Source organism: Niastella koreensis GR20-10, assembly GCF_000246855.1.
In the GTDB taxonomy this organism is placed as follows: domain Bacteria; phylum Bacteroidota; class Bacteroidia; order Chitinophagales; family Chitinophagaceae; genus Niastella; species Niastella koreensis.
On record NC_016609.1, the window covers coordinates 1,151,556 to 1,169,273 of the forward strand.

The 17,718-nt window shown below is 45.6% G+C and carries 16 protein-coding genes; 11 read left to right on the forward strand and 5 right to left on the reverse strand.

Features of this window, described 5'->3' with window-relative positions; translation table 11 throughout:
- Window positions 1-182 precede the first annotated feature (182 nt).
- Together NIAKO_RS04605 and NIAKO_RS04610 are read left to right on the forward strand one after the other, a co-directional pair.
- On the forward strand, window positions 183-2,417 hold the full coding sequence (locus NIAKO_RS04605; protein WP_014217234.1) for a monovalent cation:proton antiporter family protein: 2,235 nt from the start codon (window positions 183-185) through the stop codon (window positions 2,415-2,417).
- A gap of 157 nt (window positions 2,418-2,574) precedes the next feature.
- Window positions 2,575-2,850 (forward strand): DUF4242 domain-containing protein, encoded by a 276-nt coding sequence (locus NIAKO_RS04610; protein ID WP_014217235.1) that lies wholly within the window; start codon window positions 2,575-2,577, stop codon window positions 2,848-2,850.
- A gap of 225 nt (window positions 2,851-3,075) precedes the next feature.
- Here NIAKO_RS04610 and NIAKO_RS04615 read toward each other — a convergent pair whose 3' ends face one another.
- Window positions 3,076-3,693: a hypothetical protein gene (locus NIAKO_RS04615; protein ID WP_014217236.1), complete on the reverse strand. Its 618-nt coding sequence runs from the start codon at window positions 3,691-3,693 to the stop codon at window positions 3,076-3,078.
- A gap of 85 nt (window positions 3,694-3,778) precedes the next feature.
- Complete coding sequence (gene cysM / locus NIAKO_RS04620; protein ID WP_014217237.1) at window positions 3,779-4,651, reverse strand: cysteine synthase CysM; 873 nt, start codon at window positions 4,649-4,651, stop codon at window positions 3,779-3,781.
- A 245-nt stretch (window positions 4,652-4,896) separates the two neighbouring features.
- Here cysM and NIAKO_RS04625 point away from each other — a divergent pair, with 245 nt between their 5' ends.
- Window positions 4,897-6,153: an MFS transporter gene (locus NIAKO_RS04625; RefSeq protein WP_014217238.1), complete on the forward strand. Its 1,257-nt coding sequence runs from the start codon at window positions 4,897-4,899 to the stop codon at window positions 6,151-6,153.
- A gap of 136 nt (window positions 6,154-6,289) precedes the next feature.
- Here the strand turns inward: NIAKO_RS04625 and NIAKO_RS04630 are convergent, their stop codons facing one another.
- Entirely contained in the window at window positions 6,290-6,922 is a 633-nt protein-coding gene (locus NIAKO_RS04630; protein ID WP_041346337.1) for a deoxynucleoside kinase, read from the reverse strand.
- Between the two features lie 118 nt (window positions 6,923-7,040).
- Window positions 7,041-7,529 carry a 2-amino-4-hydroxy-6-hydroxymethyldihydropteridine diphosphokinase gene (gene folK / locus NIAKO_RS04635; RefSeq protein WP_041347988.1) on the reverse strand — a complete coding sequence of 163 codons (489 nt, stop codon included), beginning with the start codon at window positions 7,527-7,529 and terminating at the stop codon, window positions 7,041-7,043.
- A gap of 59 nt (window positions 7,530-7,588) precedes the next feature.
- Between folK and sppA the strand changes: the two genes are divergently transcribed.
- From sppA to NIAKO_RS04655, 4 genes are all read left to right on the forward strand, one after another.
- Window positions 7,589-9,346, forward strand: coding sequence for a signal peptide peptidase SppA (gene sppA, locus NIAKO_RS04640; protein WP_014217241.1), 1,758 nt, complete (start codon window positions 7,589-7,591; stop codon window positions 9,344-9,346).
- A 140-nt stretch (window positions 9,347-9,486) separates the two neighbouring features.
- Entirely contained in the window at window positions 9,487-10,584 is a 1,098-nt protein-coding gene (locus NIAKO_RS04645; RefSeq protein WP_014217242.1) for an ABC transporter permease, read from the forward strand.
- Between the two features lie 122 nt (window positions 10,585-10,706).
- Window positions 10,707-11,204 carry an SRPBCC family protein gene (locus NIAKO_RS04650; protein ID WP_014217243.1) on the forward strand — a complete coding sequence of 166 codons (498 nt, stop codon included), beginning with the start codon at window positions 10,707-10,709 and terminating at the stop codon, window positions 11,202-11,204.
- Window positions 11,205-11,236: 32 nt separating this feature from the next.
- The gene (locus NIAKO_RS04655; protein ID WP_014217244.1) at window positions 11,237-11,749 is read left to right on the forward strand and encodes a DUF2911 domain-containing protein; all 513 of its coding nucleotides are present in this window, start codon (window positions 11,237-11,239) and stop codon (window positions 11,747-11,749) included.
- Window positions 11,750-12,118: 369 nt separating this feature from the next.
- Here NIAKO_RS04655 and NIAKO_RS39540 read toward each other — a convergent pair whose 3' ends face one another.
- Window positions 12,119-12,244: a hypothetical protein gene (locus NIAKO_RS39540; RefSeq protein ID WP_014217245.1), complete on the reverse strand. Its 126-nt coding sequence runs from the start codon at window positions 12,242-12,244 to the stop codon at window positions 12,119-12,121.
- 32 nt (window positions 12,245-12,276) lie between these two features.
- Here NIAKO_RS39540 and NIAKO_RS04660 point away from each other — a divergent pair, with 32 nt between their 5' ends.
- The 4 genes from NIAKO_RS04660 (at window position 12,277) to NIAKO_RS04675 (ending at window position 17,548) form a co-directional block, all read left to right on the forward strand.
- Window positions 12,277-15,408, forward strand: coding sequence for a SusC/RagA family TonB-linked outer membrane protein (locus NIAKO_RS04660; protein WP_014217246.1), 3,132 nt, complete (start codon window positions 12,277-12,279; stop codon window positions 15,406-15,408).
- A 17-nt stretch (window positions 15,409-15,425) separates the two neighbouring features.
- A complete protein-coding gene (locus tag NIAKO_RS04665) occupies window positions 15,426-16,736 on the forward strand; it encodes a RagB/SusD family nutrient uptake outer membrane protein (RefSeq protein ID WP_014217247.1) in 1,311 nt (436 codons plus the stop codon).
- 97 nt (window positions 16,737-16,833) lie between these two features.
- Complete coding sequence (locus NIAKO_RS04670; protein ID WP_014217248.1) at window positions 16,834-17,103, forward strand: SemiSWEET family sugar transporter; 270 nt, start codon at window positions 16,834-16,836, stop codon at window positions 17,101-17,103.
- Window positions 17,104-17,113: 10 nt separating this feature from the next.
- Window positions 17,114-17,548 carry a GNAT family N-acetyltransferase gene (locus NIAKO_RS04675; protein WP_014217249.1) on the forward strand — a complete coding sequence of 145 codons (435 nt, stop codon included), beginning with the start codon at window positions 17,114-17,116 and terminating at the stop codon, window positions 17,546-17,548.
- The last annotated feature ends 170 nt before the right edge of the window (window positions 17,549-17,718 follow it).

The following is a 17,718-nucleotide window of genomic DNA, read 5'->3' on the forward strand; positions in this document are numbered from 1 at the left end:
TTGATCAGTTAACCAGTTAACCAGGAAAGTTGATAGAGTTGACAGGGTTGATATAGTTGATAATGGTGTATTGCTTTTTGCTTTAACCTTTCGGCTTTGAGCCCTGTATTTGCTTATAGCTTACAGCCTGCCATTTCAAATTGCTGAATACCAATTAAAGAATATACCTACTAAGAAACCGCATGTCCCACTTACCAACGCTTATACGAGATCTTGCGCTGATACTGGCTATTGCCGGTGTAACCACCCTGTTATTTAAAAAATTAAAACAACCCGTTGTGCTGGGATATATCCTGGCGGGGATACTGGTAGGGCCTAATTTCTCCTTACTGCCTTCTATCAGTGATCTCGATGGCGTAAAAGTTTGGGCCGATATCGGGGTGATCTTCCTGTTATTCAGCCTGGGTTTGGAGTTTAGTTTTAAAAAGCTGGTGAATATTGGCGGTACAGCCGGCGTTACCGGCATCTTCGAAATCATTTGTATGGTGGGGTTAGGGTTTGTAACCGGTAAGCTGATGGGCTGGCCGTTTATGGATTGTATTTTCCTCGGTGGCATCATTGCTATTTCTTCTACTACCATCATTATACGGGCATTTGATGAATTAGGTGTAAAAACAAGAAAATTCGCCAGTGTGGTGTTGGGGGTACTGGTAGTGGAAGACCTGATGGCGGTATTGCTGATGGTAGTGCTGTCTACTTTGGCTGTAAGCCGTGAGTTTGCGGGCATGGAAATGCTGTATTCGGTATTGAAGCTGGTGTTCTTTTTATTTCTCTGGTTCCTCTCCGGGATCTTCCTGATCCCCGGTTTTTTGAAATGGGGCCGTAAAATAATGAATGACGAAACCATGCTCGTTATTTCATTAGGGCTGTGTTTGATGATGGTGGTGGCTGCTACCTATGCCGGGTTTTCGGCCCCGTTAGGCGCTTTTATTATGGGGTCTATCCTCGCCGAAACACCGCAGGCGGAAAAGATCGAGCACCTGGTTCAACCCGTAAAGAATTTATTCGGCGCGGTATTTTTTGTATCTGTAGGATTGCTGATAGAACCGGATATGTTGATGAAATACATCGGGCCGGTATTTATATTGTCGTTTGTTGTGATCCTTGGTAAAACAATCAACGTAACATTTGGCGCCCTGTTATCGGGGCAGCCATTAAAGCAATCGCTGCAGTCGGGCATGAGCCTGGCGCAGATTGGGGAGTTCTCCTTTATCATTGCCACGCTGGGGTTGACGTTACAGGTAACCAGCGATTATTTATATCCGATAGCTGTTGGCGTGTCGGTGATTACCACATTTACCACGCCGTATATGATCAGGCTGGCCGATCCGTTTTTTAACTGGCTGGCGCCCAAACTGCCAATAAAATGGCGAATGGCCATTAACCAGTACAGTACCGGTGCACAGACCATTCAGGCCGAAAGCGAATGGCGCATTGTATTGCGATCGTACCTGACAGTGATGGCCACCAATTCGGTGATCGTGATTGCCATGGTTTTATTATCGGGCACATATTTGTTGCCTTTTATCAGGCAAAGTGTACATGGCGATGTATTGTCGAGCATCATCACGATTGTAATAACGTTGATGGCCGCCGCCCCGTTCTTATGGGCCCTGGCGATACGTAAAATGCATTCCCTCTCTTACCGCAATTTGTGGCTCGATAAAAAGTATAACCATGGGCCGCTGGTGATGCTGGAAGTAGTGCGGAACGTGATATTAGTGGTGCTGGTAGGTTTTATGGTAGACCAGTTGTTCAGCACTTTTATTGCTTTTGTGGCCATACTACCGGTGATTGTAGTGGTATTGCTGGTATTCTCCCGCAGGCTGAATTCATTTTATGCACGGATTGAAAAACGCTTTTTAACGAACCTGAATCAACGGGAACAAATGCAAAGCTCGGCCTCAGGCGATCTAACGCCCTGGGATGCGCACATGGCCTTTTTTACCATGCCGCCCGAAAGCACCGTGGTGGGCAAATCGCTGAAAGACCTGGCCTGGCGGGAACAATACGGTATTAACATCGCTTATATTGAACGCGGTTCTATTACCATTACGGCGCCCGAGCGTACCGATGTGTTATATCCCTTCGACAAGATAGCAGTGATTGGTACCGATGTTCAACTGGAGCAGTTCCGTTCTATTCTTGAATCGGCGATCCTGCCTGCGAAGAACGGTGAAGAAGAGATCACACTTACCCGGGTGATCGTAGATGAACACATTGCGGTGCGGGGAAAGACTTTACGTAATTCCGGCATCCGGGAAGCTACCAACGGGTTGATAGTGGGTATTGAGCGCAATGGGCAGCGCATTCTGAACCCTGATTCCACTACCGTTTTTGAATGGGATGATATTGTGTGGATCGTAGGGGATAGGAAGAAGATAGAAGACCTGAAGGAGTCGGGGATGAAGCAATAAGTTCCAGGTTCAGAGTTCCAAGTTCCAGGTTCCAGGTTTCATGTTTCTGTTCAAAGTTCAACGCCCCTCATCGCGGCAACCCCGGTATCCGAATCCTGTCCGCAATCAGTTTTTTTGGGTAGCGATTATGCAGTAACTTAAATGTAAATTAATTGCTATGCCAAAATTCGTCATCGAAAGGGAAATGCCCGGAGCAGGAGATCTTTCACAAGAACAACTACGCGACGCTTCTCAACACTCATGCGAGGTTTTAACTGATATGGGTCCACAGATACAATGGGTGCATAGTTATGTAACCGACAACAAGATCTATTGTATTTATAACGCTCCGGATGAAGCTGCCATTAAGCAACATGCGCAACAGGCAGGGTTTCCAGCCAATAAAATAAGCCGGGTGAAGGCGATTATTGATCCAACTACTGCGGAGGTGTGAGGGCAGCCGCAAGCTTCAGGCTGTAAGCTATAAGCAATACACCTCAGCGCGGCAACAAATACAGCTAAAAGCTATAAGCTCAAAGCCAAAAGCAAAACACAGAACTAAGAACTGAGAACTCTGAACTTGGAACTCTGAACTCTGAACTTGGAACTCTGAACTTGGAACTCTGAACTTGGAACTCTGAACTTGGAACTCTGAACTTGGAACTATTCGACCAATTATTTATTTACTTTTTACTTCTTCTTTTACTTTTATCTGAGGTGCCTGTATTTTAGTTGGCTTACCATTGCCATTGGCCGCATTCGTATTGCTATTGATAGCAGGGTTGTTTTTTACCTGAACTGTGTGATTGCTGCCCATTTTAAACGCCACATACAGCAGGCACCCGGTAACCAGGAATTGTATTACTGTTAATGAATTGGATACTACATGCATGGCCGGACTGATGGCCTTTTTCATTTGTGCCTCACTCATGGCTGAGAGCGGAGGGAACACGGCAGAACCGCCAAAATATACCATTTCAGAAATGATCACCTGCTTGTTGATAGTGGCTATCAACAGGATGAGAATGGACCCTGCCACCAGCATAATTACATTGGAGGCTTTGCGGGTGAACTGATGCCGGATCTCTTTTACGAGGTAAATAAAAAAGGCAAAGAATACATATAACGGCAGGACTATTTTCCAGGAAGAAATGGTAAAATAGGTTTCGTGCAGGCGAATGTCGAAGTTATTGCTAAGGAAAGTCCAGCCAAATACAAATATGGTGACCAACACGGTTGCGTTGAGGATCATACCCAACCAGATCAATTCAATGAGTAACGGCTTAAATTTTTGCATAGGTTAATCAGGCTTAACCTAAATATACAAAAACCGTGCAATCCTGAGCTGAGCCGAAGGACGAGCGGAGTCGAAGGGTCGAAGATTAGCCAAACAGCTCGCTGCTGAGGTACCTGTCGCCCCGGTCGCAAACGATGAACACGATCACGCCTTCCTTCAACTCTTTGGCCAGTCTGAATGCGGCAGAGGCGGCGCCGCCACTGCTCATTCCGGCAAAAACGCCTTCCACCTTTGCCAGTTGGCGGGTGGTAAGGGTAGCCTCCTGTTGCGATACGTCTATGATGCGGTCAACCCGGCTGGGATCGAAGATCCTGGGCAGATATTCCTTAGGCCAGCGGCGAATACCGGGAATAGAGGAGTCTTCAGTTGGCTGGCAACCTACTATCTGTATGTTGGGGTTCTTTTCTTTAAAAAACATGGAACAGCCCATAATGGTGCCGGTAGTACCCATGGAGCTTACAAAATGGGTGATGCTTTGGTTGGTATCACGCCAGATTTCAGGACCGGTGGTTTTTATATGGGCTTTATAGTTATCCGGATTACTGAACTGGTTCAGGATCACATATTCACCGGTGGCTGCTTTCTCTTCAGCATAATCGCGGCATTTTTCAATGCTGTCCAGCAAGGTTACTTTGGCGCCATAGGCTTCCATGGTAAGCGTACGTTCGCGGGTGGAGGTGGAAGGCATTACCAGCTCAATATCAAGGTTGAATAAGGTAGCCACCATGGCCAGGGCAATGCCGGTGTTACCACTTGTAGCCTCAATCAATTTTGAACCTGGTTTAATATCACCCCGTTCCAGCGCCGATCTGATCATATTTAGCGCCGGCCGGTCCTTCACACTTCCCCCCGGGTTATTCCCTTCCAGTTTGGCGTAAATGGTTACATTGGGATTGGGATTGAGCTGTTTGATCTCCACCATCGGGGTATTGCCTACCAGGTCTATAATGCTTGCCATTGTTTTATAATTAATCAGGAGGTTGAAATTACCACTTTTATAAGTTAATCTACCACGGCGATAGAATATAATGTTATTCTAATATGCGCATTGGTGCCAAATTATATATGTGGAATACTGGCTATACAACTGCCTGAATGAATTGGTTCAAACGCATTTTAAATTTTCTGCGCCTTACATATAAGCAATAACAGTTACTTTTGCTTTCGATTTTAAAGGTTTGTTGAACGTCAAATTGTTATAGCATGTCAGCCGATCCGGTAGCCAATGATCAATCAAGTCCCTTTGTAGCAATACGCATAAAAGAGTTTCGCCTGTTTATTATTCAGCGGTTTTTCTTCATCATGGCCATGCGTATGATTGCTACCGTAATAGGCTGGAAGATGTATCAACTTACTAAAAATCCGCTGGCGCTTGCCTTCGTAGGATTGTCGGAAGCCGTTCCTGCCATTTCACTGGCTTTGTATTCGGGGCACGTGGTTGACAAAAGCGACAAACGCACCCTGTTATTAAGAAATCTGATATTTTACTTCCTCTGTTCTACTGCCTTCCTGTTTATCACATTTCAGCATACCGAAGTAAGCCTGGGGAAGAAATTCGTTCAGTTTGCCATTTACGGGGTCATGTTCTGTACCGGCGTGGTGCGTTCATTTACAGGACCAGCCACCAGTTCTATTTTAGCACAGCTGGTACCCAAAACAATTTTACCTAATGCGGTTACCTGGAGCTCTACTACCTGGTTAACGGCCTCTGTACTGGGACATGCTTCAGCGGGTTTCCTGGTTGCCTATACAGGTTATACCGGTACCTTTTCGTTGATAATGCTTTATATAGGCATTGCAGCTGTTGCGCTGTTCCAGGTAGAACGCAAACCTATTTTGCATTCCGATAAGGGGCAGGCAACATGGGAAAGTGTAAAGGAAGGCGTACGGTATGTTTTTAGAACAAGAGAGTTGCTGGGCGCGTTATCGCTGGATATGCTGGCTGTTTTGTTTGGCGGCACTACTGCTATGATCCCCTTCTTTGCAGGTGATATTCTGCATGTAGGCGCCATAGGATTTGGCTGGTTGAATGCCGCAGCTGATATCGGCTCCATGATCATTATTTTAACGCTCACGTTCTTTCCGCTTCGTAAAAAGCAGGGCCTGATCCTGCTGTTTGTGGTGGCGGGTTTTGGGTTAAGTATTATAACTTTCGGCATCTCTGCCATCTACTGGCTCTCTTTCTTTGCTTTACTGGTGAGCGGCGCCCTCGATGGCATCAGTGTGGTAATACGCGGTACTATTCTGCAATTAAAAACGCCCGATGAAATGCGCGGGCGGGTATCTGCAGTAAACTCCATGTTCATTAACTCTTCCAATGAAATTGGCGCTTTTGAAAGCGGGGCAGCTGCCAAATTATTAGGCATTGTTCCTTCTGTGATCTTTGGCGGCGCCATGACCTTGTTGGTAGTGGGGACTATGTGGTTTAAAGCGCCAACTTTACGCAAATTTGAATATTGATAGTTCCAGGTTCAGAGTTCTCAGTTCTTAGTTCTGTGTTTTGCTTTTGGCTTTGAGCTTATAGCTTTTAGCTGTATTTGTTGCCGCGCTGAGGTGTATTGCTTACAGCTTGCGGCTTACAGCTTGAAGCTGTTTTCTACGGCAACGTAAAATAATGCTGCCCCTGCTCATACTCCTGGTCAAGCGCATCTATGATCACCTGCAGGTGTTGGGGATTGCCCAGAAAATCGGCATTGCCGGCATCCACGAACAAGGTCTTTATGTTATGCTGCTTTATATAATGCGTATAGGTTTGCTGAATGTTCAACAGGTATTCGTCGGGGATATGTTGTTCGTAGGAGCGGTTACGCTTTTTTATATTCGCCTGTAGGCGGTCAACCGGCGCATGCAGGTAAATAAGCAGTTCGGGTTGCACCAGCTGCTGATGAATGATCTCAAACAGTTTTTGATAAAGCCTGTATTCTTCTTCGGGCAAATTGATCTTGGCAAATAACAGGCATTTGGTGAACAGGTAATCGGTGATGGTAGTTCGCTGAAACATATCGCTGGTATGTATCAGTTCCTTCAGTTGTTTATAGCGTTCGGCCATAAAGAACAGTTCCAGCGGGAACGCATATTGCTGCGGGTTTTCATAGAACTTGGGCAGAAAAGGATTATCGGCAAATTCTTCCAGGATCAACCGGGCATTGTAATGCCTTGACAGCATATTAGCCAGCGTTGTTTTTCCCGCGCCAATATTTCCTTCGATGGTGATGAAATGATATTTCATGTATGAATCGTAATCAATAGTGAATGGATAATTGTGAATCGGCAAACGGCAGACGGCAAACATCGCCCGCACCATTCCGGATGAACCCAATAACTTAAAAACCTAAGAACTCAATAATTTATGAACCTGCTAACTTATTGACCGCAAGATCATCCCTACACTCCGAAAGCAACTCTATTAATGTCTTATGTAACACCGGATGAACTAAATCCGGGGCAATTTCAATTAACGGTATTAATACAAAACGGCGGTTTTGCAATTGCGGGTGCGGGATGGTAAGATGCGGTTCATGCATTACCAAATCGTTATAAAAAATAATGTCTATGTCTATCACCCGCGGGCCGTTCTTTTCCATACGCCGGCGGCCCAATTGTTCTTCTACCGATAAAATGGTGGTGATAAGCTCCTGCGGCGTTAACAAAGTGTGTAACAACAGCGCCTGGTTTAAAAATGCAGCCTGATCGGTTTTGCCCCAGGCGGCAGTTTCGTACACGGCCGATTGTTGGGTTACCGGCCCGCAGGTAGCCGCTAAAAGCGCAATAGCCTGGTGCAGGTTTTGCAACCGGTCGCCCATATTGCCGCCTATCAGTAAAAAGACTTTATTCATATATTGCATTCCCTCGAAGGGTCAAATATCTTTGAATTTCGTTTAAAATAAATTTGTTAATGAAGAGCTTTTTTAAAATATTCCTGGCTTCGCTACTGGCATTCTTCGTGTTATGCGTCATTTTGTTCTTCGTTTTTGTGGGTTTGATAACCGGTTTGACCTCCTCGGAAAGGGTAACTACAGGGTCAAAGGCTGTGTTGGTGCTTGATCTGAGCCGTACCTATAAGGAAATCGGGGAAGAAAACCCATTATCCCGTTTTACCGATAAGGAAGATGGCGATATACCCTCCCTGTATGACGTAATGCGGATGATCCGCTACGCAAAATCAGACAGCGCTGTAAAAGGTATTTATCTCAAATGCGGCAGCAATGGCAACGGCATGGGCGCCAGCCAGGAGATCCGGAATGCCCTCATTGACTTTAAAAGTACCGGCAAATTTGTGTATGCCTACGGCGATGTAATTACCCAGGGCGGTTATTCGGTGGGTAATATCGCCGACAAAATATATTGTAATCCCAAGGGTGGGGTAGACTGGCGCGGGTTTGCCATACAACTCGCCTTTTTGAAAGGACTGCTGCAAAAGCTGGAAATTGAACCCCAGATCTTTTATGCAGGCAAATTCAAAAGTGCTACTGAGCCTTTCCGCGAAACGCAAATGACCGAAGCCAACCGGCTGCAGTTGTCGGTTATGCTGGGTGATTTTTACAACCGCTTATTACTGCAAACCGCCGAAGCGCGTAAGTTAGACACCGCTACCCTGCATCAATATGCCAACGACTACAAGATCCGGTTTGCAGCAGATGCGGTGACTTATAAACTGATTGACGGCCTGAAATACGATGATGAGGTAAAGAACGAGATTGCCACCAGGCTGGGCAGGGTAAAGCTGGACAAGATCAATTTTATTACCATGCAGAAATATGCCAAAGCGGTGGACTTTAAACGTGATGGCAAGGAGAAGATCGCTGTTATTTATGCGCAGGGCGATATCATCGATGGCAAAGGCGACCGCGATATGATAGGCAGTGTTACTTACCGCGAATTGTTCCGCAAGGCCCGCCTCGATGACAATATAAAAGCCATTGTGGTACGTATTAATTCCGGCGGCGGCAGCGCCCTGGCCAGTGAAAATATGTGGCGCGAACTGACGCTGGCCCGCAAAGGCGGCAAACCTGTAGTGGTTAGCTTTGGCGATGTGGCCGCTTCCGGCGCTTATTATTTGTCGTGCAATGCCGACAGTATATTTGCCCAAACCAATACCATTACCGGTTCTATTGGGGTTTTTACGATGTTGCCCAACCTGGAGAAATTCTTTAACAACAAACTGGGCGTAACCTTCGATGGGGTGAAGACTGCACCGCAGGCCGATATGCTGGTAGCCACCAAACCATTAACGCCTGCGCAAAGAACCTGGCTGCAAAACAGCGTGGATTCTACTTATTATACTTTCAAACAAAGAGTGGCTGAAGGCCGCAGAAAAGACATCAGCTATATCGACAGCATTGGGCAGGGTCGTGTATGGAGCGGTTCCCGCGCATTGGAACTGGGCCTGGTTGACCGTCTCGGTGGCCTGGATGACGCCATTGCCTGCGCTGCCCGTATGGCCAAAATAAGCGATTACCGGTTACGGGAATATCCTGAGCCGCACAATTTTCTGGAGGTTCTCCTGGGTAATGCTGAAAAAGACAATACGCAATCAGCCATTCAGAAAGAATTTGGTGAAGAGGGTATGAAAACCTGGCAAACCATGAAGCGGGTAAAAACCATGATGGGGGTAACGCAAGCGAGGATACCCTTTGAAATAGCTATTCAGTAAGACATGGTGAGTGGTGAGTAGTGAGTTGTGAGTGGGCTCGCGAAATGGCAGCTATCTGAAAAATCGCGAGTCGTTTGCCGTTTCACGTTTGCCGTTTGCCGACTGCCGATTACCTTTGCGCCTAATTTTAGCAATAAACTATGTCGGGTCAATACAACCAATGGACGGCCATGTGGGCTATTTGCAGGGCCACGCTGCGGGCGATCTTTAAAAGCCCTCAGGCCATTTTCTTTAGCCTGTTCTTCCCCATTGTGCTTATTATGGTTTTTGGGGCGTTAACGGGCGGGGGCGGAAAGGCCTATGATGTGGCTTTTGACGCCAAAAGCGATACCACCAACAATATTTATTATATTCTCCGGTCAATAAATGCATTCGACGTTCATAGAGGAAGTGAGGCAGAATTGATGGACCAGTTGAAGAAAGGACGCATTACAGCCCTGATAGATATAAGAAAGCTTCCTGCCAATACAGCGGGCACGCAATACGATATTCATTTAAAAACTACTTCTGCCAGTCAAAAGGACCTGCCGGCCGTTCAGGCCCTGTTGAAAAGCTTTTTGGATGAAATGACTGCAAATACAGTAACTAATAAAATTGCTACTGTTTCTGTTGAAGAGATCAAGGGCCGGCCTTACCATATGATCGACTTTTATTTGCCCGGTATGCTGGGTTTCTCCCTGATCGGTTCTGCCGTTTTTGGCGTGGCATTCGTTTTCTTTACCCTGCGGGAAACCCTGGTGTTGAAACGGATGTTTGCCACTCCTGTGCGCAAAACATTTATTGTACTGGGCGAAAGCCTGGCGCGGGTGGCGTTCCAACTTTCGACTTCTATCATTCTGATCCTTTTCGGTACCTTCTTTTATCATTTTACCCTGGCGCATGGGTTTGTTACCTTTCTGGAATTGCTGGTATTGAGCTTCCTGGGGGTAACGGTGTTTATGGGTTTTGGTTTTATCATCAGCAGTGTGGCCAAAAACCAGAATGTGATTCCCATTTATGCCAACCTGTTCATGTTCCCACAGTACTTTTTATCAGGCACCTTTTTCCCAAAGGGCTTATTGCCCGAAAGTATGCAGGCCATCATCAATTACCTGCCCTTAACGGCACTGAACGATGCCATGCGTAAGGTATCGTTTGAAGGCATGCATTTACTGGGCGTGGGCAAAGAGATCACCATTTTAATTGTGTGGTGTTTGCTGGCCTATAGCATCTTAATTAGAATTTTTAGATGGGAATAAAGGGCAGCTGTAAGCTTTAAGGTATAAGCTGAAAGCAAATACAGGGCAGAAAGCCCAAAGGATAAAGCCTAAAGCAAAACTTAGAACTCTGAACCCGGAACTCTGAACTCAATAACTAATTTATGCGAATAGTGAAACTGGCCATCATCAGTTTGGTGGTGTTATTTCTGGTCACGTACTTTTTTTCTTTAATAATACCCTCAACTATCAGGGTGTCACGGGCAATGAATATTGCTGTATCAAAAGACAGTTTGCGTGCCATGGTAACTGATCTTCGTCAGTGGCACCTGTGGAACGAACTGGTAGAGAACCCCGAACTTACCCATGCTCAATTCAGCCAAAACGAATTTTCGAGCGATCAGTTACAGGTAACCAGTTTGCCATCAACCGGCGATACCCTGAAAACTGCCTGGCGTCAGCAAAAAAATGCGCAGGTACTTGCCAGTGGGTTTACCTGGGAGGGTAACGACGATCAGTTGGTGATACAATGGTATTTTGATATAAAGTTGCACTGGTATCCCTGGGAAAAATTTGGTAGCATAGTTTTTGATAAGCAAATGGGGCCGCCTATGGAGAAATCGCTGGGCAATCTGAAAAAGTTGCTCGAAAGAAATCCATAAAGGCTTACATTTCATCTCAAAAAAGAAATAGTATGAAAAAATTGTTGCTTTTGTCTGCCATAGCATTGGTAGCAATAGGCGTTCGGGCACAACAGGGTGATAAATCACAACGCCCCAGTCCGCCTGCTAAAGTATCAGAAACAACCAGCAAAGGAGTTACCATTTCTATTGATTACAGCCAGCCAGCTGTAAAGGGCCGTACAATCGGAAACGATATTGCGCCTTATGGAAAAGTATGGAGAACCGGCGCCAATGAAGCTACCGTGTTTGAAGTAAACAAAGATGTAAAGGTAGAAGGCAAGGCCCTGCCTGCCGGCAAATATGGTTTATACAGCATTCCGGGTAAAGATGAGTGGGTTATCATCTTTAATAAAACCTGGAAGCAATGGGGAACCAACTATACGGAAGCAGATGATGCATTACGGGTAAAAGTAAAACCCGGTAAAGCACCCAGCTTCACCGAACGTATGACCTTCACAGTTGATAAAAGCGGTAAAGTATCATTACTGTGGGGTAATGATGAAGTAGACTTCAAAGTTCAGTAAGGTTAAGCGTATATAAGAGTAAAGTAAGCAAAGAGCTGTCCTGAGCGTTAGCAAAGGATGGCTCTTTGCTTTTTTTAACCCCCTGCCCACTCACCACTCACCACTCACGATTCAGCTATTCTTTCCAAGTTCTGCATGGTTTAGCAGGAAAGGCAAGTATTACTAATTAGTTTAATTTTATTCCCGCATAAACATGCAGCATAGTGCATTTTGTTTTGGTAATTTGCGCTTTAATGCTGAATTTGGTGTTAACTAACTGTATCGCCATGCTTTACACCATCAGAAAGGCAATTCATTTGCTCGGAATTGATCGCTGGAATGGTACCTGCCATCCTGAAATTTCTACCGGGAAAACGTACATCATCCCAATTAATCCAACACATTATTTTTTATTGTCACTACCAGGTCACTGAAATCACTGACAGTTACCGGCCCTGTTACAACTACTACCGGAAATAATTGAAAGAGCATAAACCTGTCCTTCAAATGATTCATGGTACTTAATTATTAATTCGAAAAAAAGGATTATGACCCAATTTTCATCATTGAGTAGTCGATCAGTAAAAGCAGTTGGCTTATTACTGTTCTGCCAGCTGATAGTGAGCCTGACCTTTGCCCAGGTTCGTATTAGTGGAAAGGTAACCGGAGCGGGCAATCAGCCGCTGACCGGGATTTCTGTGACTGTTAAAAACACTACGTTTGGTTCAGCTACCGATCCATCGGGCAATTACACCATCAATGGAGCGCTGAAACCAGGCAGTTATACCGTGGAGTTTTCGGGCGTTGGTTTTAAAAAATCTTCCCAGAGCCTGCAGATTGGCGGTGGTGAAAGTTATACCGTAAACGTTACCCTGGCTGAAGATGCGTTGGGTTTGGAAGAAGTAGTGGTTACAGGTACCTCTGAAGGTACTACCCGTAAACAAATTGGTAGTTATATCAGCACCATAAAAGCCGATGAGCTTAATAAAGGCGCTACGAGTAACGTACTGGCGTCTTTACAGGGAAAAACAGCAGGTGCGCAGATCATTCAAAACTCGGGCGACCCGGCCGGCGGTCTTTCTGTACGCCTGCGAGGTGTTAGTTCGTTAAATGGTTCTTCAGAACCCCTGTATATTGTGGATGGAGTGATCATTAATAATGCCACTAACAGGGTTACCAATACGCAGAGCGGGTACGACGGCGGTAATTTTGTGGGAACCGTTGGCCAAAGCAGGATAGTGGATATTAACCCGGCCGATATAGATCATATTGAAGTACTGAACGGCGCGGCTGCATCGGCTACTTATGGATCAAGGGCCAATAGCGGGGTTATTCAAATATTCACCAAACGCGGCAGCACGGGTGCGCCGATCGTGAACTTCTCCACCAGTATTATGGTGAACCACCTGCGTAAGAAGATTGATGTGAACCAGGCGCCGGTAAAGTTTGGTGGCCCTACCGACGGACCGGGCGCCTTAACACAGGACCTTATTTCGCCTGTAGGCACCCCGCCGGCACTACCAACCACTACCACGCCGGTAACACGCTACGATTACCAGGATTATATTTTTCAAACCGGGTTGGGAACCGATAACAACGTATCGGTAAGCGGCGGAAAAGATAAGACCAAGTATTTTACCTCTGCCTCTTATTTCTATAATGAAGGCATTATTAAGCATACCGATTTCAAACGCTTCAGCTTCCGCACCAACCTCGACCAGGAATTGACAAGCTGGGCCAACATGAGCGTTGGTTTGAACTATATAAACAGTGCAGCTGATGAAAAGCCGGATGGCAACCAGTTTTTCTCGCCCATGAACTCGGTAACCATCCTGGGTAATTTCCACAACATCTGGCAACGCGATGCCCTGGGCAATTTGATGGCAGTAGGCGAACGTGGCCGCGTGAACCCGGTTTCGGTAATCGAAGACTTTAAACAAAGACAGGAAACCAACCGGTTGATCGCAAGCGCCAAATTGAAAGTTAAACCAGCAAAAGGGTTAAGCTTCGATTATACCCTGGGTATTGATAATTACAGCCAGCGCGGTACTACCTATATGCCTCCTTTCGCGTATAATGCAAGTACAGCCTTTTGGGGCGGTGGTCCCTCATTGGACCCTGCATTGAACGGTTATGCCAGTAACGGGGCCAATACCTTCTTTCAAATAAACCATGAAGTAAATGGAACTTACCAGGTTAATATAACCGACGATTGGGCATCTACTACCCAGGTTGGGTATTCGGCCCAGTACGAAAAAAATAACCTGAGCATAGTGCAGGGCAGGGGTTTGACGCCTTTTGTTCAAACAGCCAACAGCGCCAGTACGGCTTTGCCCAGCACAGATGTACGGTCGGAATTTTCTATATCAGGTTTCTATTTGCAACAGAATTTTAAATTCAAGGACCAGTTATTCCTTACCGGTGCTGTGCGGGTAGATGAATCATCGGTATTCAGTGCAAGCGAGCGCAGCCAGGTATATGCAAAAGCAAGCGGCAGTTACCTGTTGTCAGGGACCGAGTTCTGGGATAAACTTTCTATTGCCAAGTGGTGGAATGTGGCCAAGCTGCGGTTGGCTTATGGGCAATCGGGAAATATGACAGGTATTGGGGCCTACGACCGGTTTAACAACTTTACCACAAGTACATTTTTGGGAAGAACAGCTATGTATACCGGTGCGCGGTTATCAAACACCAGTTTAAGACCGGAACGGCAACAGGAAACAGAAATGGGAACCGATCTGTCGTTCTTAAACAGCCGCGTGGGTTTACAGTTCAACTATTACATTAAGAAGGTAAGCAATCTGCTCATTCAACGCAATATTGCCCCTACCAATGGCTATTCGAGCCTGCTGGACAATTATGGCTCACTGGAAAATAAAGGATTTGAAATTGTGTTAACCGGTACACCAGTGAAGAATAAAGACCTCACCTGGGATGTTACTGCTATTTATAACCACAACCGCAATAAAGCCGTGAACGTTGGTCAGGCAGCCTCCTTCAGTACCAACGCCGGCGCACCCATCTGGTTAATAGAAGGACAGCCCGTTGGTGTTTTTTACGGATCATTTTTTGCCAAGGATGCCAATGGCGGCCAGATCAAAAATCCTGCAGGATTTCCCCTAACAGAAAGAGGTGTGCAGAACAGTACTTTATCGTATACCACACAACGCGATGCCAATGGCTTGCCAACAGGTAACGCGTTGTTAAGGGTAATAGGTAACCCCAACCCGGATTATACAGCTTCGTTAGTAAATGAAGTAAGCTATAAGAAATTCGGATTGCGGGTGCAGTTCGACGCGGTACAGGGACTGAATGTTTGGAATGCCGATTTCAGAACAAGACAGGGTGTGGGCAATGGTAAAGTAGCTGAGCAGGAAGACCTGGGTTTATTGCCCCGTGGTTATGTCAACAGCGTATACCAGATTGAAGAATGGCGGGTAGATGATGGTTCGTTTGTTAAACTGCGTGAAGTAAGTTTGAGCTACCGGATGGGAAAAGTAAAGATCTTTAATGATCTCACCTTTAGTTTAAGCGGCCGTAACCTTATTTCCTGGGATAACTATAAGGGATATGACCCTGAGGTGAACTCGGGCGGACAAAGCACCTTATTACGGGCTATTGATTTTGGTACCGTGCCTATTCCCCGCACGTTCAGTTTTAACATAGCCGCAAAATTCTAACACGCAAATTTGATTTTATGAAGCTAATAAGTATAAAATATACAACCTGTTTTGCCATGGCTGCGGTGATGTTGTTAGCCGTTGCCTGTAAAAAAGAATATACCGATCCCAACACTGCCAATTCAGACCAGGTAGTTAAATCTGCGGTTGGGTTAACCGGTGTGGTCATTGGAATACAAAAGAATTATACCTCTACCCGTGCCGGTGCGGTGTACAACCTGATAACCACAGATGGGTTTCTAACCAAACAGTTGCTCATCGTTAACCAGGGTAATACGGCCGAATACCAGTTTTATTTAGGAGGTAACCAGGTGTTTAACACCAATTCCATTGTGATATCGTTCTGGACAACCTGCAACAAGGTAATATACGATGCCAATACAGTGCTTACCAATGCGCCGCAACTGGGCGATAAAGGTTATGCCAGCGGGTTAATTGCCTATGCCAGTATATTTAAAGCACTGGCTATTGCAGACCTTTCCATGTTCTGGGAAAAAGTGCCTGATACAACCGGGATTAATATACCTGTAAATTTCATTGCCAATACAGAAGGGTATAACAAGGCGTTGAACATTATCAACAATGCGTTGAATACTGTTGCCGCCAATCCTATCAGTGCTTCCTTTCAGTCGAACATACCTGCGGGCATCGATATTGTAAACACGCTGCATGCACTGAAGGCGCGTTTCTCTTTGTACACAGGAAATTATGCGCAGGCGCTGGCAGAAGCAAACGCGGTTGATCTTACTAAAAAATCAACCTTCAATTACGATCTGCAGAACCTGAACCCCATTTTTGAAACTGCCACCAGCACCAATAACGTGTATCAACCCCTGGATTCTACTATGGGTTTACCACCAGCACTGGCGCCTAATTTAGCCGATAAGCGGGAACCGTTCTATATTTCCATTTCTGCATCGGCGCCCCGCTTCCGGATCAATGGTTTTTATGCTACCTCCACGCAGCCAATACCTGTTTATTTACCGGGTGAAATGATATTGACAAAATCAGAAGCGTATGCCCGGATGGCATCGCCCGACCTGGTGAATGCACAGATTCAATTAAACAATGTAATTACCAAGCAACCCGCCAGTGACCCATTTGGGGTAGGGGCAGGGCTGCCGGCTGATAATACACCGTATAACCAGGCACAGCTGCTCGACCAGATCTATCGTCACCGGGCAATAGAATTGTATATGTCGGGTTTGCGTATAACTGACCAGCGTCGTTTTAACCGGCCTACAGCAGAGCGCACGCGTAATTATTTGCCTTATCCCAATGTGGAACGTAACAGTAACCCCAACACCCCCGACGATCCTGCTTTTTAATAATTTTTAATATAAGAGATCGATTTAGTAAAAACCCTGCTGTTTTACGGCAGGGTTTTGTTTTTCTTTAGTATTTGATTGAATATTTTTGCCCCCTATGACAATGTATACCATAGGATTGACAGCAGCCCTGCTCACCACAGCGGCTTATGTTCCACAGGCTTATAAAACTATCAAAACCAGGTCTGCCGGCGACCTGTCAATTGTTACTTTTTCAATGCTTTTTTTGGGAACTATCCTTTGGTTCGTTTATGGGTTGTATATTCACGATACGCCCATCATGCTGGCCAATGGTGTAACGGCCACATTGTCGGGCATAATTTTTTTTCTAAAAATCGGGTCTTTCAAAAAAAGAAGACGCAGATAAAAAATATTACATGAATTTCAGAGAAGCCTCAGTCTCCGATATACCCCAACTGTCGAAAGTACGCCTGGCCGTAAAAGAAAATGCTTTGAGCAACCCGGCATTGGTCACTGAACAGGATTATGTAGATTATTTGTCTAAACGTGGAAAAGGCTGGGTGTGTGAGCTGGACAACCATGTGGTAGGGTTTGCCATTGGCGACCTGGAAAAACACAATGTGTGGGCCTTGTTTGTACAACCTGATTTTGAAGGGCAGGGAATTGGCCGTGAACTGCTGATCATGTTATTGGACTGGTATTATAGTCAAACAACCGATACTATCTGGTTAAGTACAGCGCCCAATACGCGTGCTGCCGACTTCTATAAAAGTTTTGGCTGGAAGGAAACCGGTAAAATGCCCAATGGAGAATTGAAGTTTGAATTATCTGCAGATGATTGGGGCGTGTAATGTCAATATGCTAATGTGGTAATGTGCTAATAGGCTAGTATAAGTTTTGATGCCGGTATTTTCATAGGATCTTACTATGTATTCCTGGGAAATCACTTTGAAATCCCAGGATTTTATATTGTTTTCCCAGGATTTAGCCCTGTTTTCCCAGGATTTAGCCCTGTTTTCCC

Coding starts and splice junctions, on each gene's coding strand:
- NIAKO_RS04670 (WP_014217248.1), top strand. CDS start 16,834: ATGACAATGTATACCATAGGATTGACAGCAGCCCTGCTCACCACAGCG.
- NIAKO_RS04605 (WP_014217234.1), top strand. CDS start 183: ATGTCCCACTTACCAACGCTTATACGAGATCTTGCGCTGATACTGGCT.
- NIAKO_RS04660 (WP_014217246.1), top strand. CDS start 12,277: ATGACCCAATTTTCATCATTGAGTAGTCGATCAGTAAAAGCAGTTGGC.
- NIAKO_RS04665 (WP_014217247.1), top strand. CDS start 15,426: ATGAAGCTAATAAGTATAAAATATACAACCTGTTTTGCCATGGCTGCG.
- NIAKO_RS04675 (WP_014217249.1), top strand. CDS start 17,114: ATGAATTTCAGAGAAGCCTCAGTCTCCGATATACCCCAACTGTCGAAA.
- folK (WP_041347988.1), bottom strand. CDS start 7,529: ATGAATAAAGTCTTTTTACTGATAGGCGGCAATATGGGCGACCGGTTG.
- cysM (WP_014217237.1), bottom strand. CDS start 4,651: ATGGCAAGCATTATAGACCTGGTAGGCAATACCCCGATGGTGGAGATC.
- NIAKO_RS04655 (WP_014217244.1), top strand. CDS start 11,237: ATGAAAAAATTGTTGCTTTTGTCTGCCATAGCATTGGTAGCAATAGGC.
- NIAKO_RS04630 (WP_041346337.1), bottom strand. CDS start 6,922: ATGAAATATCATTTCATCACCATCGAAGGAAATATTGGCGCGGGAAAA.
- NIAKO_RS04650 (WP_014217243.1), top strand. CDS start 10,707: ATGCGAATAGTGAAACTGGCCATCATCAGTTTGGTGGTGTTATTTCTG.
- sppA (WP_014217241.1), top strand. CDS start 7,589: ATGAAGAGCTTTTTTAAAATATTCCTGGCTTCGCTACTGGCATTCTTC.
- NIAKO_RS39540 (WP_014217245.1), bottom strand. CDS start 12,244: ATGAATCATTTGAAGGACAGGTTTATGCTCTTTCAATTATTTCCGGTA.
- NIAKO_RS04645 (WP_014217242.1), top strand. CDS start 9,487: ATGTCGGGTCAATACAACCAATGGACGGCCATGTGGGCTATTTGCAGG.
- NIAKO_RS04615 (WP_014217236.1), bottom strand. CDS start 3,693: ATGCAAAAATTTAAGCCGTTACTCATTGAATTGATCTGGTTGGGTATG.
- NIAKO_RS04610 (WP_014217235.1), top strand. CDS start 2,575: ATGCCAAAATTCGTCATCGAAAGGGAAATGCCCGGAGCAGGAGATCTT.
- NIAKO_RS04625 (WP_014217238.1), top strand. CDS start 4,897: ATGTCAGCCGATCCGGTAGCCAATGATCAATCAAGTCCCTTTGTAGCA.